At 62.2% G+C, this 17149-nt stretch carries 18 protein-coding genes; 8 read left to right on the top strand and 10 right to left on the bottom strand.

What is annotated here, in order from left to right:
- Positions 1–87: 87 nt before the first annotated feature.
- The 5 genes from pcaF to paaF are packed head-to-tail and all read right to left on the bottom strand — an operon-like array spanning position 88 to position 4853.
- On the bottom strand, positions 88–1308 hold the full coding sequence (gene pcaF, locus QCL51_RS12690; RefSeq protein ID WP_323600917.1) for a 3-oxoadipyl-CoA thiolase: 1221 nt from the start codon (positions 1306–1308) through the stop codon (positions 88–90).
- The gene (gene paaI, locus QCL51_RS12685; protein ID WP_021784700.1) at positions 1301–1741 is read right to left on the bottom strand and encodes a hydroxyphenylacetyl-CoA thioesterase PaaI; all 441 of its coding nucleotides are present in this window, start codon (positions 1739–1741) and stop codon (positions 1301–1303) included. The genes pcaF and paaI overlap by 8 nt, the downstream gene beginning before the upstream one ends.
- Positions 1734–3251, bottom strand: a complete 1518-nt coding sequence (gene paaH, locus QCL51_RS12680; protein ID WP_323600916.1) for a 3-hydroxyacyl-CoA dehydrogenase PaaH — start codon at positions 3249–3251, stop codon at positions 1734–1736. The genes paaI and paaH overlap by 8 nt, the downstream gene beginning before the upstream one ends.
- 2 nt (positions 3252–3253) lie before the next feature.
- Positions 3254–4045: a 2-(1,2-epoxy-1,2-dihydrophenyl)acetyl-CoA isomerase PaaG gene (paaG, locus tag QCL51_RS12675; protein ID WP_101196790.1), complete on the bottom strand. Its 792-nt coding sequence runs from the start codon at positions 4043–4045 to the stop codon at positions 3254–3256.
- A 34-nt stretch (positions 4046–4079) separates the two neighbouring features.
- Positions 4080–4853 carry a 2,3-dehydroadipyl-CoA hydratase PaaF gene (gene paaF, locus QCL51_RS12670; RefSeq protein ID WP_021784697.1) on the bottom strand — a complete coding sequence of 258 codons (774 nt, stop codon included), beginning with the start codon at positions 4851–4853 and terminating at the stop codon, positions 4080–4082.
- Between the two features lie 346 nt (positions 4854–5199).
- Here paaF and paaY point away from each other — a divergent pair, with 346 nt between their 5' ends.
- Positions 5200–5799, top strand: coding sequence for a phenylacetic acid degradation protein PaaY (paaY, locus tag QCL51_RS12665; RefSeq protein WP_021784696.1), 600 nt, complete (start codon positions 5200–5202; stop codon positions 5797–5799).
- A gap of 77 nt (positions 5800–5876) precedes the next feature.
- On the top strand, positions 5877–6800 hold the full coding sequence (gene paaX / locus QCL51_RS12660; protein ID WP_181004846.1) for a phenylacetic acid degradation operon negative regulatory protein PaaX: 924 nt from the start codon (positions 5877–5879) through the stop codon (positions 6798–6800).
- 58 nt (positions 6801–6858) lie between these two features.
- Here paaX and QCL51_RS12655 read toward each other — a convergent pair whose 3' ends face one another.
- Both QCL51_RS12655 and QCL51_RS12650 read right to left on the bottom strand, forming a co-directional pair.
- Positions 6859–7656, bottom strand: a complete 798-nt coding sequence (locus QCL51_RS12655; RefSeq protein WP_021784694.1) for a helix-turn-helix domain-containing protein — start codon at positions 7654–7656, stop codon at positions 6859–6861.
- Positions 7657–7658: 2 nt separating this feature from the next.
- Positions 7659–7907: a hypothetical protein gene (locus QCL51_RS12650; RefSeq protein ID WP_021784693.1), complete on the bottom strand. Its 249-nt coding sequence runs from the start codon at positions 7905–7907 to the stop codon at positions 7659–7661.
- A gap of 288 nt (positions 7908–8195) precedes the next feature.
- Here QCL51_RS12650 and QCL51_RS12645 point away from each other — a divergent pair, with 288 nt between their 5' ends.
- Positions 8196–9122, top strand: a complete 927-nt coding sequence (locus tag QCL51_RS12645) for a universal stress protein (protein ID WP_021784692.1) — start codon at positions 8196–8198, stop codon at positions 9120–9122.
- Between the two features lie 216 nt (positions 9123–9338).
- On the opposite strand, the gene QCL51_RS12640 is transcribed toward QCL51_RS12645, so the two are convergent.
- Positions 9339–9887, bottom strand: coding sequence for a GNAT family N-acetyltransferase (locus QCL51_RS12640; protein ID WP_004374560.1), 549 nt, complete (start codon positions 9885–9887; stop codon positions 9339–9341).
- Between the two features lie 182 nt (positions 9888–10069).
- Here QCL51_RS12640 and QCL51_RS12635 point away from each other — a divergent pair, with 182 nt between their 5' ends.
- The 3 genes from QCL51_RS12635 (at position 10070) to QCL51_RS12625 (ending at position 13073) form a co-directional block, all read left to right on the top strand.
- Positions 10070–10996, top strand: coding sequence for a universal stress protein (locus tag QCL51_RS12635; RefSeq protein ID WP_021784691.1), 927 nt, complete (start codon positions 10070–10072; stop codon positions 10994–10996).
- Positions 10987–12354, top strand: a complete 1368-nt coding sequence (locus QCL51_RS12630) for an MBL fold metallo-hydrolase (RefSeq protein WP_021784690.1) — start codon at positions 10987–10989, stop codon at positions 12352–12354. The genes QCL51_RS12635 and QCL51_RS12630 overlap by 10 nt, the downstream gene beginning before the upstream one ends.
- A 74-nt stretch (positions 12355–12428) precedes the next feature.
- The gene (locus QCL51_RS12625; RefSeq protein ID WP_274148209.1) at positions 12429–13073 is read left to right on the top strand and encodes a hypothetical protein; all 645 of its coding nucleotides are present in this window, start codon (positions 12429–12431) and stop codon (positions 13071–13073) included.
- A gap of 51 nt (positions 13074–13124) precedes the next feature.
- On the opposite strand, the gene QCL51_RS12620 is transcribed toward QCL51_RS12625, so the two are convergent.
- The gene (locus QCL51_RS12620) at positions 13125–13694 is read right to left on the bottom strand and encodes a GNAT family N-acetyltransferase (protein WP_021784688.1); all 570 of its coding nucleotides are present in this window, start codon (positions 13692–13694) and stop codon (positions 13125–13127) included.
- A 209-nt stretch (positions 13695–13903) separates the two neighbouring features.
- Entirely contained in the window at positions 13904–14329 is a 426-nt protein-coding gene (locus tag QCL51_RS12615) for a potassium channel family protein (RefSeq protein WP_021784687.1), read from the bottom strand.
- Positions 14330–14507: 178 nt separating this feature from the next.
- Here QCL51_RS12615 and QCL51_RS12610 point away from each other — a divergent pair, with 178 nt between their 5' ends.
- Positions 14508–14762: a hypothetical protein gene (locus QCL51_RS12610; RefSeq protein ID WP_028697431.1), complete on the top strand. Its 255-nt coding sequence runs from the start codon at positions 14508–14510 to the stop codon at positions 14760–14762.
- A gap of 5 nt (positions 14763–14767) precedes the next feature.
- Positions 14768–17050, top strand: a complete 2283-nt coding sequence (locus QCL51_RS12605; protein WP_021784685.1) for a heavy metal translocating P-type ATPase — start codon at positions 14768–14770, stop codon at positions 17048–17050.
- Positions 17051–17149 lie beyond the last annotated feature (99 nt).

Here is a 17149-nt window from a genome sequence, read left to right as displayed (position 1 = left end):
CAGCGGTTGCAGGCCACGCGGTGAGTGTCATGGAGGCAGCATATACGGCTGCGTTCAGTTCGGTAACAAGCGCAGGGCCTGAACCGCTCAGAGGCGCTCGATGATCATGGCGATGCCTTGGCCTACGCCAATGCACATGGTGCACAGGGCGTAGCGGCCGGCCGTTTCTTCAAGCTCGTGCAAGGCAGTGGTCACCAACCGGGCACCGCTCATGCCCAGTGGATGGCCCAGGGCAATGGCGCCGCCGTTGCGGTTGACTCGCGGGTCGTCGTCGGCCAGGCCCAGCTCGCGCAACACGGCCAGCCCTTGGGCGGCAAAGGCCTCATTGAGTTCGATGACATCCATGTCAGCCAGTGTCAGGCCGGTGAGTGCCAGCACCTTGCGGGTCGCAGGCACCGGACCGATGCCCATCAGCCTGGGCTCGACCCCGGCCACCGCCATGCCGACGATGCGCCCGCGCGCTTTCAAGCCATGGCGGCGGGCTGCGGCGCTGCTGGCCAGCAGCAGGGCGCAAGCGCCGTCATTCACGCCGGAGGCATTACCAGCCGTTACACTGCCGCCTTCACGAAACGGCGTGCCGAGCCGAGCCAACTGCTCCAGCGTGGTGTCGCCGCGTGGGTGCTCGTCATGCGCGACCACTTTGGCCGGGCCTTTGCGTTGCGGGATTTCGACCGGCACGATTTCCTGTGCCAGGCGGCCGCGGGCCTGAGCGGCTGCAGCCTTGTGCTGGCTGCGCAGGGCAAACGCATCCTGGTCGGCGCGCGAGATGCCGAACTGTTCGGCCACGTTTTCGGCGGTTTCCGGCATCGAATCGATGCCGTAGGCGGCCTTCATCAGCGGGTTGACGAAACGCCAGCCTATCGTGGTGTCGAACAGCTCGGCCGCACGGCCGAATGCCTGTTCCGACTTACCCATCACAAACGGTGCACGCGACATGGATTCCACGCCACCGGCCAGCATAAGCCCCGCTTCACCACAGCGCAGGGCGCGCGCCGCATTGCCGATGGCATCCAGGCCGGAACCGCACAGGCGGTTGATCGTGGTCCCTGGTACTTCGAGTGGTAGCCCGGCCAGCAGGCTCGCCATGTGAGCCACGTTGCGGTTGTCTTCGCCGGCCTGGTTGGCACAGCCGAAGATGACGTCATCAATGGCTTTCCAGTCCAGTTCGGGGTGGCGCTGGATCAAGGCTTTGAGCGGGATGGCCGCCAGGTCGTCGGCGCGCACGCTGCTCAGGGCCCCGGCATAGCGGCCAATGGGGGTGCGCACGGCGTCGATGATCAAGGCATCGGCGTGGGTCGGTTCATTCATCTTGCGTCTCCTGCGCCAGCACGGTGCCGCGCACTTTGTAGGATTTGCCATGGAACATCGCCACCAGCTCACCGCGCTGGTTGTCGATGCGCACGTCGTACAGGCCGGTGCGGCCTTTGCGGCTGACTTCGCTGGCGTGGGCGGTGAGCACGTCATCGCGCAGCGCCGGGGCCAGGTAGTCGATGCTGCACCCCAGCGCCACCGTGGCCTGGTCGTAGCTGTTACAGGCGAAGGCAAACGCCGAATCAGCCAAAGCGAACAGGAAACCGCCATGGCAGGTGCCATGGCCCTGGATCATGTCGGCACGCACCGGCATGCGCAGGCTGGCCCGGCCTGGGCCGGCATCCAGCAGGCTGATGCCCAGGCCCTGAGTGGCTGGGTCGCGGGCGTACATGGCGTCGGCACAGGCTTGTGCCAGTTGCACTTCAGTCATGAAGGGTGCCTCCTTTGGCTTCGCAGCGACGTAACAGCAGGGAAGGGCGATAGCGGCTTTCACCGTAGCTGCGCTGCAGGTTGTCGAGCACGCGCAGGGTATGGGCAATACCGATGTTCGCCGCCCACGCCAGCGGGCCGCAGGGGTAATTGACGCCGGCGCGCATGGCCAGGTCGATGTCGGCGGCGCTGCCGACGCCCTGAAGCACCGCATCGGCGGCCTCGTTGGCAAGCATTGCCACGGTACGCAGGACCACTAGGCCGGGCAGGTCGGCGATGCCGGTCACTTTCAGGCCGGCGCGCTGCAACAGGGCTACGGCCTGGTCACGGGCGCTGTCAGTGGTATCGGCGGACCAGCTGATGGCAAGGCGGGTGGCGCTGCTGTAGTCCAGCGCCAGGTCGAGCAGCACAAGGTTGCGCAGGCCGTCTTCGCGGGCGCGCTGGCTGGCCAGACGGCCATCGGACAGGGCCAGGGTGGCATCGCCCACCTGAATAAAGCCACTACCGGCGCGTTGGGTCACGGCAATGCCGCTTTGGCGCAGGCGCTCGACCAGCGGCTGCATCACCCCCAGGTTGCCCTCGACAACGCAGGCCTCTGCGCAGGCGGAGCTGTGCAGTTCGGCCGGCTGCGGACGCTCGACGCCTTCGGCATAGCGGTAGAAGCCTTGGCCGGTCTTGCGCCCCAGGCGACCGGCGTCCACCAGTTCCTTCTGCACCAGCGAAGGCTGGAAGCGGAAATCGCCATAGAAAGCATCGAATACGGAACAGGTGACCGCGTAATTGACGTCATGGCCAATCAGGTCGGTCAGCTCGAACGCCCCCATGCGAAAGCCGCCAGCGTCACGCATCAGCGCATCCAGGCTGGCGCAATCGGCGGCACCTTCCTGCATCAGGCGCAGGCTCTCGGCATAGAACGGCCGCGCTACCCGGTTGACGATGAAACCGGGTGTAGAGCGCGCATGGACCGGCTGCTTGCCCCAGGCCTGGGCAGTGGCGTAGATGCATGCGGCCACTGCCGGGTCGGTTGCCAGGCCCGACACCACCTCGACAAGCGCCATCAGCGGTGCCGGGTTGAAGAAGTGCATACCGACCACGTGCTGCGGGCGTTCAAGGCCAGCGGCGAGGCTGGTGATGGACAGTGACGAAGTGTTGCTGGCAAGGATACAGTCGGCTGCGCACAGGGTTTCGAGCTGGTTGAACAACGCCTGCTTCACCTGCAGGTTTTCGACGATGGCTTCAATCACCAGGCCGGCATCTGCCAAGGATTCGAGTGTATCGACCGGGCACAGGCGGGCATTGATCGTTTCGCGTTCAGCGGCCAGTAACTTTCCTTTGTCCACCAGTCGGGCCAGTTGCCGATCGATACCCGTCACCGCCTGGGCGGCAGCACCCGGGCGGTTGTCGTAGAGTTTGACGGGGTGGCCGGCCTGGGCCGCGACCTGGGCGATACCGGCGCCCATGGCGCCGGCACCGATCACCGCCACCTGCACATTGCTTGCGAGTGCGCCCATGTTCAGCGCCCCTTGAAGGCTGGCGTGCGTTTGTTCATGAAGGCGCTTACGCCTTCGCGGTAGTCCTCGCTGCGCCCGGCCAGGCGCTGCAGGTCGCGCTCCAGCTCCAGCTGCTCCTCGAACCCGTTGTCGAAACTGGCATTGAGGCTGCGCTTGATCAGTGCCAGGCCGTAGGTAGGCTGGGCGGCGAGCTGGCGGGCGAGAGTGAAGGCTTCGTCACGCAGCGCGGCATCATCCACCACACGATGGATCAGCCCCCATTGCTCGGCCTGTTCGGCGCCAAGGCGCTCGCCCAGCATGGCCAGCGCCTTGGCCCGGGCCATGCCGACCAAGCGCGGCAGCAGCCAGGTACCGCCGGAATCCGGCACCAGGCCAATCTTGCAGAAGGCCTGGATGAAACTGGCCGAGCGGGCGGCCAGCACCAGGTCGCAGGCCAACGGAATGTTGGCGCCGGCACCGGCCGCCACGCCGTTGACTGCGCAGATCACCGGCAAAGGCAGATCGCGCAGGGTGCGCACCAGCGGGTTGTAGAACTTGTCGATCGATTGGCCCAGGTCTGGCATTTCGGCGCCTGGGGCAACGTTGCGGTCGGACAGGTCCTGGCCGGCACAGAAACCGCGGCCTTCAGCCGTCAGCAGCAGTACCCGCGCTTCACTGCTCTGGCGCACTTGCCTGAGCGCTTCGCGCACCTCCAGGTGCATGGCCGTATTGAAGCTGTTCAGCTGCTCGGGGCGGTTCAATGAAAGGAAGGCAACGCCGTCCTCGATGGAAAACAGGATGTGCTGGAAAGTCATGACAGACTCGCTCCGTCAGTCGAGAGAATGATGATCAGCGCCCCTGGAAACGGGCCTGGCGCTTTTCCTGGAAGGCGCGGATGCCTTCATCGCGGTCGGCGGTGCCAGCCAGCAGGGTGAAAGCATGGCGCTCGAAGCGCAGGCCGCTGGCCAGGTCGGTATCACCGGCCTTCAGTAACGCCTCCTTGGCCAGGCGAACGGCCAGCGGCGCTTTGGCGGCGATGCTGCGGGCAACCTGCATGGCGCGTTCTACGGTGAGTTCGGGCTGGGTGATTTCGCTGACCAGGCCGGCCTGTTGGGCACGGTGGGCAGTGATGGCTTCCCCCGTCAGTACCATTTGCATGGCCAATGGCTTACCGACGGCACGCATCAAGCGCTGGGTGCCGCCAGCACCAGGGATGATGCCAAGGTTGATTTCCGGCTGGCCGAAACGGGCGTCGGTACTGGCGATGACGATGTCGGCGCACATTGCCAGTTCGCAGCCGCCACCCAGGGCATAGCCGTTGACTGCGGCAATCAGCGGTTTGGCGAATGCGGCGATGCTTTGCCAATGCGCTACGCGCGGGTCATTGAGGATGCCGACCAGGTCGCGATCAGCCATCTCGCGGATGTCGGCGCCTGCGGCGAATGCCTTGGCACTGCCCGTAATCACTACAGCTCGGACAGGCTCGTCGTCCCCGGCAGCCTGCAGCGCAGCAGCCAGTTCTGCCAGTAGCTCGGTGCACAGGGCATTCAAGGCCTCGGGCCGTTGCAGGGTAATGAGCTGAACGCCGTGTTCGGGCGCCTGCACATCGATATATCGCGGCATCTCGGGTTCCTCTGGCTGCACGCACGGCACATCGCGGGGCCGGCATTTCTTGGAATTGTTTGCAGGGGCGTAATGCGGGATCACGACCAGGTGAGGTCAGTATATGCCCCATGTGATACAGCTATGCAAGCCTAAATGCTATTTTACGTATCTCTTTTTCGTTTTCCTGTGATCACGACTCCAGTGCAGTAGTTGCAGAAGAATCGTTTAATCTAGGCGTTTTTGAGTATTTACAGAGGGTTTCTGCCTTACAGTATTGACTCGGCACAAGTGATACACGATTGACGACCAACTAGGTTCTGATACAAGATCGACTGACATTTCAAATCATTTCAAGAGTGTTGCCATGCCTTGCTATCGACTGGACGGCCTGACGCCTGTGGTTCACCCGACAGCCTACGTGCACCCCAGCGCAGTCCTGATCGGCGACGTCATCGTCGGCCCCCGCTGCTACATTGGCCCGCTGGCATCGCTCAGGGGCGATTTCGGCCGCATCGTGCTGGAGGAGGGCGCCAACTTGCAGGACACCTGCGTGATGCATGGTTTCCCGGGGGGCGACACCGTAGTGGAACGTAATGGGCATGTCGGCCATGGCGCCGTGCTGCACGGCTGTCGCGTGGGCGAAGATTCATTGATCGGCATGAACGCCGTGGTGATGGACGGCGCCCATGTAGCACCACGCAGCATCGTCGCGGCCACCGCCTTCGTCAAAGCTGGCTTCGAATGTGCGGCGCAGAGCCTGGTGATGGGGTCGCCAGCCCAGGTCAAACGCCCGCTGACCGATCAGGAACTGGCCTGGAAACAGCGCGGGACGGCGGAGTACCAGCACCTGGCGCAGCGCTGCATGAACAGCATGGTCGAATGTCCGCCGCTGACCGAGGCAGAGCCGGGACGCCCGCGCATGGAAGACACCGGGGTCAGGCCCAAGGGCCAGGCGAGCGCATGAGCCTGGCAGCGACACGCAATGGCCAGGCGGCCCACCGCACAGGTATAGTCGGTGCTTTATCCGCGCACAGTTCGCCCATGAGCAATCTCGCCCCACTGAACCACTTGATCACCCGCTTTCAGGAGCAGACGCCAATCCGCGCCAGCTCCCTGATCATCACGTTGTACGGCGATGCCATCGAGCCGCACGGCGGTACAGTCTGGCTCGGTAGCCTGATCAACCTGCTGGAACCGATAGGCATCAATGAACGGCTGATACGCACGTCGATCTTTCGCCTTACCAAAGAAGGTTGGCTCACTTCAGAAAAGGTGGGGCGGCGCAGTTATTACAGCCTGACAGGCACTGGCCGTCGGCGCTTCGAAAAAGCCTTCAAGCGCGTCTATAGCCCGAGCCAGCCAGCCTGGGACGGGGCCTGGACGCTGGTGTTGCTGTCGCAACTCGAGGCGGGTAAACGCAAGGCCGTGCGTGAAGAGCTGGAGTGGCAGGGCTTTGGTGTCATGGCGCCGAACCTGCTAGGTTGCCCGCGGGCAGACCGTGCCGACCTGGTGGCCACGCTGCGTGACCTTGAGGCCGGCGACGACAGCATCGTCTTCGAAACCCACACCCAGGAGGTACTCGCGTCCAAGGCCATGCGCGCCCAGGTGCGGGAAAGCTGGCGTATCGACGAACTGGGGCAGCAATACAGCGAGTTTATCCAGCTGTTCAGGCCACTGTGGCAAGGTTTGAAAGAGCAGCCGTTGCTTGATGCTCAAGATTGCTTCCTGGCGCGTACGCTGCTGATTCACGAATACCGCCGCCTGCTGCTGCGCGACCCGCAACTACCCGACGAGCTACTGCCAGGGGACTGGGAGGGAAGGGCAGCGCGACAGTTGTGCCGTAACCTCTACCGACTGGTGTTTGCCAAGGCCGAAGAATGGTTGAATGCAGCGCTGGAGACGGCAGACGGTCCATTGCCGGATGTGAGCGAGAGTTTCTACAAGCGTTTTGGCGGTTTGGCCTGAGGGGAGTGCTTGCGTGACAGCGCCGTGGCCAACATCTACGGCGTCGAACCGGGTGCCTTCAGGGGCCCTTGACCTCACATTCACCGCCGCCTTGTTCCAGTGCCATGAGTGCAGGCATATCGAGAATTTCCACCAACCTGCCATGCAGGTCGACGAGACCCAGCGCCCGCAGGTGCGCGATGGATCGGCACACGGTTTCCAGGCGTAATCCCAGGTACGAAGCCATGTCTTCTCGGGACATCCGCAACATGAAGCCATGGGCAGAATAACCGCGGCTGACGAAGCGCCTGGAGAGCCCCACCAGAAAGCTGGCCAGCCGCTGTTCTGCTGTGAGGTTGCACAGCATCAGTACACGCCCGTGCTCACGCACGATCTCCCGGCTCATCAAGCGATTGAGGCTTTGCTGCAGGACCGGAAAGTCACGCGCCAGGGTTTGCAAGCGGCGATAGGGGACTGGGCAGACTTCGCTGTCTTCCAGGGCAATGGCGTCGCAGACATGGTGCTCTGTGGCAATGGCATCGAGGCCGAGTACATCGCCCGGCATCCAGAAGTTGATCACCACGCCTTGCCCCTCAGCGGTGTTCAGGCTGGTCTTGAAACTGCCGCAGCGTACGGCATAGAGCATGGTCAGCGGATCGTTGGCGTTGAATAGCGCGGCGCCCTTGCGAATGCGTATGCGTGGGCCTATCAACGCGTCCAGACAGCTGTTGTCGTGAACCGGCAGGCCGGTGGGGAGGCACAGGCCGCTGACCCGGCAATCCATGCAGTGGGTCGCCAGCGGTTTCAGGTGAATAGGGTTTGCCTTGCACGATTCGTTGGACGAGTCGAGTAGTACGACCTTCAGCTGGCCAGGCATCTTCAGGCCTCCTTTGCACTTCGGAGGCCGCTTTGGGCCCCCGCGCCATTAAGCGCACCGTGCCCGGCGGCATCCCCGGTATGGGGCGACCAATCGGCCAGCATGTCACGCGAGTGGGGGGCATTGAGGCGGATTGTAAGTCGCTCGACAAACCGCTCGGCTTCGGCAGCCGTACTGAAACTCACCCGCCAGTGATCCATGCGCACCCAACAGCGTCCCTGCTCAGTGTTCTTCTCGACGTAAATGTTCATCAGGGCCTCCAAAGCATGTATCGATAGACAATGCAGAATGAAGGCGTCCCTGCCGGCAGCGGAGGTGAAGCTCAGGGCGTTATCGCCATGGCACGCCTGCGGCGCCTGAAGTTGTTGTTGATCTGGGTACAGGGTGCGCCAGCGAAGGGTCGAGACATTGATCTGCGTCAGGTTCTTGCGCCATGGGCAATGCCGTTTGTCAGAAGGCGCTCCAGTTGATAAACATCAAATTCGCAAGACCTGCGTGGCAGATGCTTGAGCTACATATCGCAACCTCAGAGGTGTGCCATGGAAACTCCGCAAAGACTGCTGCTGATTGCCTCCCCCCTGATGCGCCGAACCCCGGTCTATGACAGGGCTGCCGCGCTGGCCAAGGCCAAGGGGATGGCGCTGCACATTGTCGCTTTCGACTACGTGGAAGGGCTTGCAACGGCGGGCCTGGTGAATGACCAGGCGCTGGCAGTCATGCGCGAGGGGTATGTGCAGCAGCACCGCGAGTGGCTGGAAACCCAGGCGACATCGATGCGCCGCAGCGGTGTCATCGTCACAACCGAGGTGGTGTGGGTGCAGCACCCCTTGAACGAGATCCTGGTGCACTTGCGTGAGCAGCCGTTCGCCATGCTGATCAAGGCGTTCGAGCATGAGCCCTGGTGGATGCGCGCAATGTTCACCTCGCTGGATATCCAGTTGCTGCGTGAAACGCGAACCCCCTTGCACTTGGTACACAAGGCCAGCCACGCGTTGCCACGAAGGATTCTTGCGGCGGTGGACCTGTCCAGGCCTGAGGATCAGTTCGAAGGTTTCAACGACCAGATCATCAGCGAAGCGTTGAAACTGACATTGCAGTGCAATGCCCAGATCGAGCTGCTGTATGCCTACGACTTGGGTTCCATGTACCTGGACGCAGGCGGCAGCCGGGAACATTCGTTTCTGTTCGATTCGAACCACGCCCAGACCTTGCATGACGCTCAGAGTGCTGCCTTCCAGGAGCTTGCCGAACGCAACGGGATCGCCGCCGAGCACCGCCATATGCGCATAGGCGACCCGGCAAAGGCCCTGGCGATCTTCATGGATAACAATGATATCGACGTGCTGGTCATGGGCAGTTATCACCACCATGGCATCGGCTGGTTCATCGGCAGTACTGCCGAGCGGGTTTTGCATCGGTTGTCCAGCAGTGTGCTGGTGATTTCTCCGGAGCGCTCCAAAGGCTGAAGCACAAGGCCCGCAAGGGCCTAATGCCAGTCAGTTAAGGTTTCATCCTCATTAACTGGGGCCGCTTTGCGGCCCTTCGCGGGCAAGCCCGCTCCCACAGGTACAGCGCAAGCTTGAGATTTTGCGCAATCCTGTGGGAGCGGGCTTGCCCGCGAAGGGCTGCAAAGCAGCCCCATTTGGCTTAACTGACCGGCATTACGCAAGGGCCTTGTTTTTTCATGGCCGCAGGTCAAGTTCGTGCAGGATCTCGCTCACATCCCCGCCAGGGTATCTTGAAGTGAAGCCCAGAGCCTTGACCAGCCGGTGCATGGCATAGTTGCTGGCCAGATCCCTGGAGACCATGCACTGAAAGCCATTTCGTCGTGCGGCTTCAATCAGGTGTTGCATCAGGCGCTTGCCCAACCCCTTGCGCTGCCAGTCTTCGCTGACCGCTACTGCACATTCGCACCGCTGACTGCCAGGTATGCCTGCATAGCGGCTGACGCCGATTTGTTGCAATTGACCGTCTACATGAACCAAGGCGACATAGGCCATGCGCTGGTGATAGTCCACGGGCATGTCTTGCGTGTCCAAGCTAGGCAAGCCGCCGCTGAGCCCGGCAATGAAACGAAAACGCCGTGATTCATAAGCGATGGTGCTCAGAAAACGCTTGTCCCGTTCGCGGTCTTCTTCGCGCAGTGGGCGGATCAGCACCGCCGAACCGTCCTCGAGGTTTTCGACCCAGTGTTCGCAGGTCTGTGGCTGTGCTGTTTGCTGCCCGTTCATGACGCCTCCCGTTGCTTGATCAGTACCTGGTGCAGCCGTTTTAACGTGGCGGGCCGTTTCGGTTCTGACAATCATCAAGTTCAGCCTGGGTAGCGGTTTTCTGATCTGCATCAAGCAACATCGACCCTGCGCGCGGAACATCGTCAGCATCACATCCACTGACGCAAGCGCGGAGGTTCACCATGGGGCAATATCGACAATTGCTGGTGCTGCTGACCGAGGTAGATCCGCATTCCGCCGCTTTGCGCAGAGCCCTTGCCTTGGCGCATGTCAGCGGCGCCAGCGTGCATGTACTGGGTTTGTTCGAGCCGAGCGATCAGCACCTTCTGCGCGAAGAGCGGCTGAATGAGGCCGATATCAAGCGCCAGTACGAACACTATCGCGTTCAGTTGACGGGATTGGTCGAGCGGCATCGCGGCAGCGGTATAACGCTGACGGTCGACAGCCTGAATGCGGAGGATATCCGCAGCCAGGCGATCGATTACATCAGTGAACTGCAGCCCGATATGGTCATCAAGGACAGCGAGGCCGCATCGGCCCTGGCGCGCGTGTTCGGCACCCCACTGGATTGTGCGCTGATGCGAGGTTTCAAAGGCGTCAGCCATTTCGTGCCGGCGGGGGCCATCTCATTGCCGCGGCGTGTCCTGGTCGCAGTGGATACGGCGTTCAGCGAGACGCCTGCTGTGCAGGCGTGCTTCAACCGTGGACTGATTCGTGCTGCCCAGGCGTTGGCCTTGCAGTGTGACGCGCACCTGCATCTGCTATCGGCCTACAACCTGGCAGGGGTATTCGCCTCGGACATGAATGTCACCCAGGCGTGGATCGACGAGATGCGTGAGGCACTGCAGGAGCCTTTCGAGGCGCTGGCCGATGCCGAAGGCGTCGCGCCGGACCGCCGACATTTCATGGAAGGAGGCCCGGTACAGGTGATCCGTGAACAGGTCGCGGCCTTGGACATCGACGCGGTGGTGATGGGCGTGGTGCAGCCCAAAGGCCTGGACAAACTGTTGGGAGACACCACCGAGCGTATCGTCAGCCGCCCACCGTGCAGCGTGCTCGCAGTTCATCCCCAAATAGCCGAAAGTTGGGAGCCTTGGCCATGCAACTGACTTTTCTTGGCGGTACCGGCACCGTTACCGGCAGCAAATTCCTGTTGACCCGTGACAGCACGCGGATATTGGTCGACTGCGGACTCTTCCAGGGGTTCAAGCAACTGCGCCTGCGCAACTGGCAGCCACTGCCCCCGGCGTTGCGGGCACTCGATGCCGTGGTACTGACCCACGCCCACCTTGACCACAGTGGTTATCTGCCGGTGCTGGTTCGGGAAGGCTACCGCGGGCCGATCTACGCCACGCCGGCGACTTGCGCCCTGGCGGAAATCCTCTTGCTCGACAGTGCGCGGCTGCAGGAGGAGCAGGCCGACCATGCCAATCGCCACGGTTACTCCAAGCATGCACCGGCGCAACCGCTCTATACAGAGCAGGATGCCAAAAGGGTCCTGGCATTGTTTCACCCCGTAGAGTTGCATCAGGTGACCATGATCGCCGAGGGCATGGAGTTGCTGTTGCGTACCGCCGGGCATATTCTGGGGGCGGCCACGGTCCAGATCAGCGCCGAGGGGCAGACCGTGCTGTTTTCGGGTGATCTCGGGCGCCCTCAGGATCCGATCATGCGTGCGCCTGAGCTGGTCAGGACGGCCGACGTGCTGTTGATCGAATCTACCTATGGGGATCGCCAGCATCCCGCCGAATCGACCGAGCAGTATTTGGCCAAGATCATCAACGAAACGCTCCTGCGCCACGGCATTACCCTCGTGCCGTCATTCGCCGTCGGCCGTGCCCAACTGCTCATGTACTACCTGTACACGCTCAAGCGCGACCGGCTGATCCCTGATATCCCGGTCTACCTGAACAGCCCGATGGCCACCGACGCCACCGTCTTGTACCAGCAGTACCGCAGTGAACACCGGCTGACCGCAGCCGAGTGCGCCGCCATGTGCATAGGCACGCACATCATCCGGACGGTCGATGAGTCCAGGCACCTGGACCAACTGCGCGAGCCCGCAGTGATCATCGCCGCCAGTGGTATGGCGACCGGCGGACGGGTGCTTCACCACCTCAAGGCGCTGGCCCCCAACCCACGCAACAGCATTCTGTTCTCGGGCTTTCAAGCCGGGGGTACGCGGGGAGCCGATATTGTAGCGGGTGCCCACAGTGTGCGGTTGCACGGCGAGGATGTGCCCATCCGTGCACAGGTGCATGCGATGGAGAATCTTTCTGCGCACGCCGATGCCGACGAAATCATGGAATGGTTGCGCGGGTTCACCCGGCCGCCCCGTCAGACCTATGTCATTCATGGCGAGCCACACGCTGCCGATACCTTGCGGCGGCGGATCAGCCTCGAACTCGGCTGGCAGGTGTGCGTGCCTGAGTATCAGGAAACGGTTGCCATCGACCCAGTGCGCTAGGGGCTGCTTTCAACGCAGCATCAACGAGTTTCAAGGCTTCTCATACAGAGCCTGGGTCGGCGCGGGAGGTATTCATGAACACACAAGCAAGGGCAAAACTCAGAGCCTGGCTGCATCGTCCAAAGGGCAGCCTGGGTTGGATCGTGGCGATTCTGGTCTTGCTACTCGCCGCATCGGCCTACCACGGGCTGAGCCCGACCTGGCGCCTGCCCATGCACGATCCGGCCGTGATACTGGCCTTGCTGGCCCTGAGTGTGGCGCTAGGCTGGGCGGTGCAGCGAGGCGTGAAGCGCACTGTCGGCAGGGCCATTTTCAACGGCCAGGAGACAGGCTGGCAGGCCAGGCTGGCGTTCCTTCGCTCGGTGGCCCGGGAGTCGAACATCCTGCTGGTGGTGCTGTTGTGCCTGGGGCTGCTGGGCACAGGCGCCTTGTGGTTGGCAGGACGCTCAGTGACGCAGATCGTGGCGAACTGCGAGGCCAACCTGCAGGCTCAAGTGGACGTACCCGAATATGAAAAACTCTCCACACTTGTCGGCAAACCGGTGTGCACGTGTCTGGCACAGACCTTCATGAAGCGCAACGGGGTGCTACGCATGGCTTTGTTCGAAACGCCCATGCAGGAGGTGAGCGGCTTGAAGGTACTCACACCCGATGATGAGCAGCGCTGCCTCAAACAGTTCGACCTGTTGCCCGAGGAGCCTCAGGCAACCATGCCTTGAATCAGATGCTGGCCGCCGCGTCAGGACAAGTCATGCCGCGGCGGCTTTGGTTCAGCTCAGTACAAGCCGGTGGATTACCTGGCTCGGATCATCAGGGTCGGTGGTCGTGGTAAATCCTGCTGCCTTGGCCATGTCACGCATTGCCTGATTGGCGGCGGAATCGATCGAATACATCTGCCGAAATCCTTTTGCCCGTGCATGATCAGTCAGGTGCTTGAGCAGCAAGCGGCCGAGGCCATGGTGTTGCCAGCTGTCGAGGACCGTGACCGCACATTCGCATTCATCCTTGGCGTCACAGGCAGCGTAACGGGAAATGCCCACTTCTTGCAGTTCGCCGTCGACATGCGCGAGGGCGACGAAGGCCGCTTGTCGGTCCTGATCGACCGCCATCAACTGGTCGAGCATGGCTTCACCGGGCTCCTTGATCTGGCACAGGAAGCGAAAGTGCCGTGATTCAGGTGACAACCGTTCGATGAAGGCTCTTTCGCGCTGCCTGTCCTTGGCTTGCAACGGCCTGATCAGTACATGGGTACCATTGTCCAAAGCATCGATCCAATGCTCGCCGGCGGGCACCGGAAATGAGGTGGGGGCAGGTTGAGGGGAGGGGTTGACTGGAGCCATGGCGGTATCCTCACACGTCTGGAATGAACAGTGGAGATACAGTTTCGTTGCGTGGCCTTGCACCGACTTGATAGTTGTCAATTGCTCGGCTGACAACTGGATTTTGCTGTCAATTTGAGGGAAGAGCGGATGTTACCGGTTCGCACAGCCCAATTGGCCGATGGTAAACAGGCAGCCGGCTTGTGGTCACCGCCGCACCCGGTACTCCATTATTTGGCTTTCCAGTACTTCTGCATTTCCAGGAAGAGGAACGAAGCGGTCCAGGTGATCAACACCAGGCCGGTCAATGCCTGCAGGCCAGTAAGGTACTTGAGGTGCCCGCTCGGGGTGATGTCGCCGAAACCAATGGTGGTATAGGTGGTGAAGGAAAAGTACACGCAGTCCAGGAAACTCCCGTCGAAGTTGCCGCTGAGCGTGCCCCAGCCGTCGGCATGGGCCATCAGGTAATACACCAGGGCAAAGCACCAGACCTCAAGCGCATGGGCCAGTAGTGCGCCGAACACGCCCGCTACGATGCGAAACCGGCTCCAGAGTTTGAGCCGTGGTAGCCAGTCATTCAGGCGCAGCAGGCATTCGTAGTGAATGATCACCACCAGGATCACGACCAGCATGTTGATCAGCGTGACAGTGAGCATCGCAGGTACTCCTGCCCTGATTGGCGGTTCATTTCAAGTTGTCGACCAACGCATGGATGGTAGCTCATTGGCCTGCCGCAGCAACGGCAGGAACTCAGCACACGATTGACAAATGTCAGGCTGCTGCAGGCGGCGTTACCGATACTCAGGGTGACTTGGCACGCACGAGGGTATGGACATGCAACGCTATCTGCTTTTGGGGTTGACGAGCCTGTTACTGGCGACGGGGTCAGGCTGCAGCCCTTGGCACACCGAGGAATACGATGCGCGCCTGGCGTCAGCAGAGGACAATGCTGCCACTGCGCGGTTGCGTGCCGATCAGGTGTGCTACCGCATCGATCTGGTAGAGCAGACTGCCAACGAGGCACTGCGCAGGGCGACCCTGGCTCAGGACCAGGTTCAACAACTGCTGCAGCAGTCCAGACGCAAGTAGCCGCCATGGCACAGCGTTGGTTGAACTCCAGCCTGTTGTTGGTGTGTGTGCTGGCTTTGCTGACTGGCGGCTTGGCCTACCTGGCGCAACAGCCCGCTTGGGCGGCGCTGGCCTGGGCGACTGGCGGCGCCTTCATGGCACTGGTACTGGTGGTGGAAATGGCCAGACGCCTGGCCAGGGGGGAGGCGGGCATTGATCTGATAGCCCTGCTGTCGATAGGCGCAGCCTTGATCCTCGAGCAGATGCTGGTCGCCGCGCTGGTTGCGTTCATGCTGGCCACCGGCCGTGCGTTGGAAGCCTTCAGCTTGCGCCACGCCGAGCGCGAATTGCGCGCGCTGATCCAGCGTGCGCCCCAGCGTGCCTGGGTCCAGGAACACGATGGGCTGCGCGAGGTTGCGGTGGATCAGGTTCAGCCTGGGCAGACCCTGCTGGTGCGTCTGGGGGACATCGTGCCGGTCGACGGGCAGTTGAAAAGTGACCAGGCCATCCTGGACGAGGCCGCGCTGACCGGCGAATCGTTACCTGTAACGCGCCATGCTGGCGAACACGTAGCCAGCGGGGTGTGCAACGCCGGCGCGCCGATTTGGCTGCTGGCCACGCACACGGCGGCACAAAGCACTTATGCGGGCATCGTGCGCCTGGCCGAGGCGGCACGCCAGTCACGGGCACCTTTCGTGCGCCTGGCCGACCGCTACGCGCTGGCGCTCATTCCGCTGACGATGCTGGTCGCTGCGCTCGCCTGGTGGATCAGCGGCGACATCCAGCGGGTACTGGCCGTTCTGGTTGTCGCCACGCCATGCCCGCTGATTCTGGCGGTGCCGATTGCCATCTTGTCGGGTATCTCGCGTGCGGCACGGCGGAACATTCTGGTGCGCGATGGTGCAGTGCTGGAAGCGCTCGCCGGGGTTCGCCAGGTGTTTCTCGACAAGACCGGCACCCTGACCAGTGGCCATGCCCGACTGCAATCGATCGAGGTCAAGGGAGAGGGGGTACCGCTGCAGATTCTGCAGCGGGCCGCATCGTTGGCCCAGGCATCCACCCATCCAATTTCACAGGCCATCGTTGAGGCTGCCCGTTCGCGAGGCTTGCCACTATCAACGCCGGAAAACGTCCAGGAAAGCCCGGGCCAGGGGCTTGCCGGGCGAGTTCAGGGCAAAGCCGTGCGCGTGGGCGCGCTGGCTTATGTACAGGATGGCAAGGACGAGGAGGCGTGGGCACGGACACGCTTGCAACAATTGGACTATCTGGCCAGCAGCGGTAGTTTCGTGGCGGTGGACGGTGAATTGAAAGCGCTGTTGCGGCTGGCCGATGATGTGCGCCAGGAAACGCCTCAGACCCTGCGTCGGCTCCGTGCGCGTGGCATCGAGAAGATCGTGATGCTTACGGGCGATCGCCCACAAACGGCCGAAATGATCGCGCTGACGGCAGGCATCGACGAGCTGCATTCAGGCCTCTCGCCTGGGGACAAGATCCGGCTGGTGCAGCAGGGCTGCCGCGAAGGTCAGACCTTGATGGTTGGTGATGGCATCAATGATGCGCCTGCGCTGGCTGCTGCCGATGTCGGGGTTGCCATGGGTGCTGCCGGCGTCACCGCCTCGGCGCAGGCAGCCGGCGTAGTCTTGCTGGTTGACCGCCTGGACCGTTTGATCGAGGCGCTGGACATCGCCCGGCATGCGGTGCACATCGCCCGTCAGGGCGTATGGGTGGGCATGACCCTGTCGTTGCTGGCCATGCTGGCCGCTGCTGCAGGTTACTTGCCAGCGGTGATGGGAGCGCTACTGCAGGAAGGCATTGACTTGCTGGTCATCGTCAATGCGTTACGCGCCCTTGGCCCTTTGGCCGGGGACGGGCGAAACGGGCTTGGGGTAGCGAACCTGGAGCGCATGAGCGACGAACATCGGCAACTGCAGGGGCTTCTGACCGAACTGAGCCAGATGGCCGGGGATTTTTCCAGTCGACCCACCGTGCAGGCCCGGACCGACCTGAATCACCTCGTCGCCGCCCTGCATGAGCTACTGGAGCGTCACGAGCGGGATGATGAACAACGCTTGTATCCATTGTTGAGCCGCTACATGGCTGGTGATGACCCCCTTTCGGCAATGAGCCACTGCCACCGCGAAATTTTCCGTCAGATCCAGTTGCTGTCACGCATGAGCAAAGATTTTGTCCAGGCAGCGGCCAGCCCGAGCGCTGACGATATCCAGCACCAGCTCATCCGTCTGGACACACTTGCGCAATTGCACTTCGACCAGGAAGAAGCGTTGTATCGCTATCTGGACAAGCGCTGAATCAGTGCCTGTCGAAACAGCCCGGCGCGCTTGACGCCGCCCATGGCAATAGAGCAACGCTCAGCACTACCAGGTGCGAGGTGGCGTCTGGGAGCCTTG

Origin of the sequence: Pseudomonas sp. LTR0 (assembly GCF_036630035.1) — a bacterium.
GTDB lineage: Bacteria > Pseudomonadota > Gammaproteobacteria > Pseudomonadales > Pseudomonadaceae > Aquipseudomonas > Aquipseudomonas putida_Y.
Note: the sequence above shows the minus strand (reverse complement) of the source record. Positions and strands in the feature narration are given on the sequence as shown.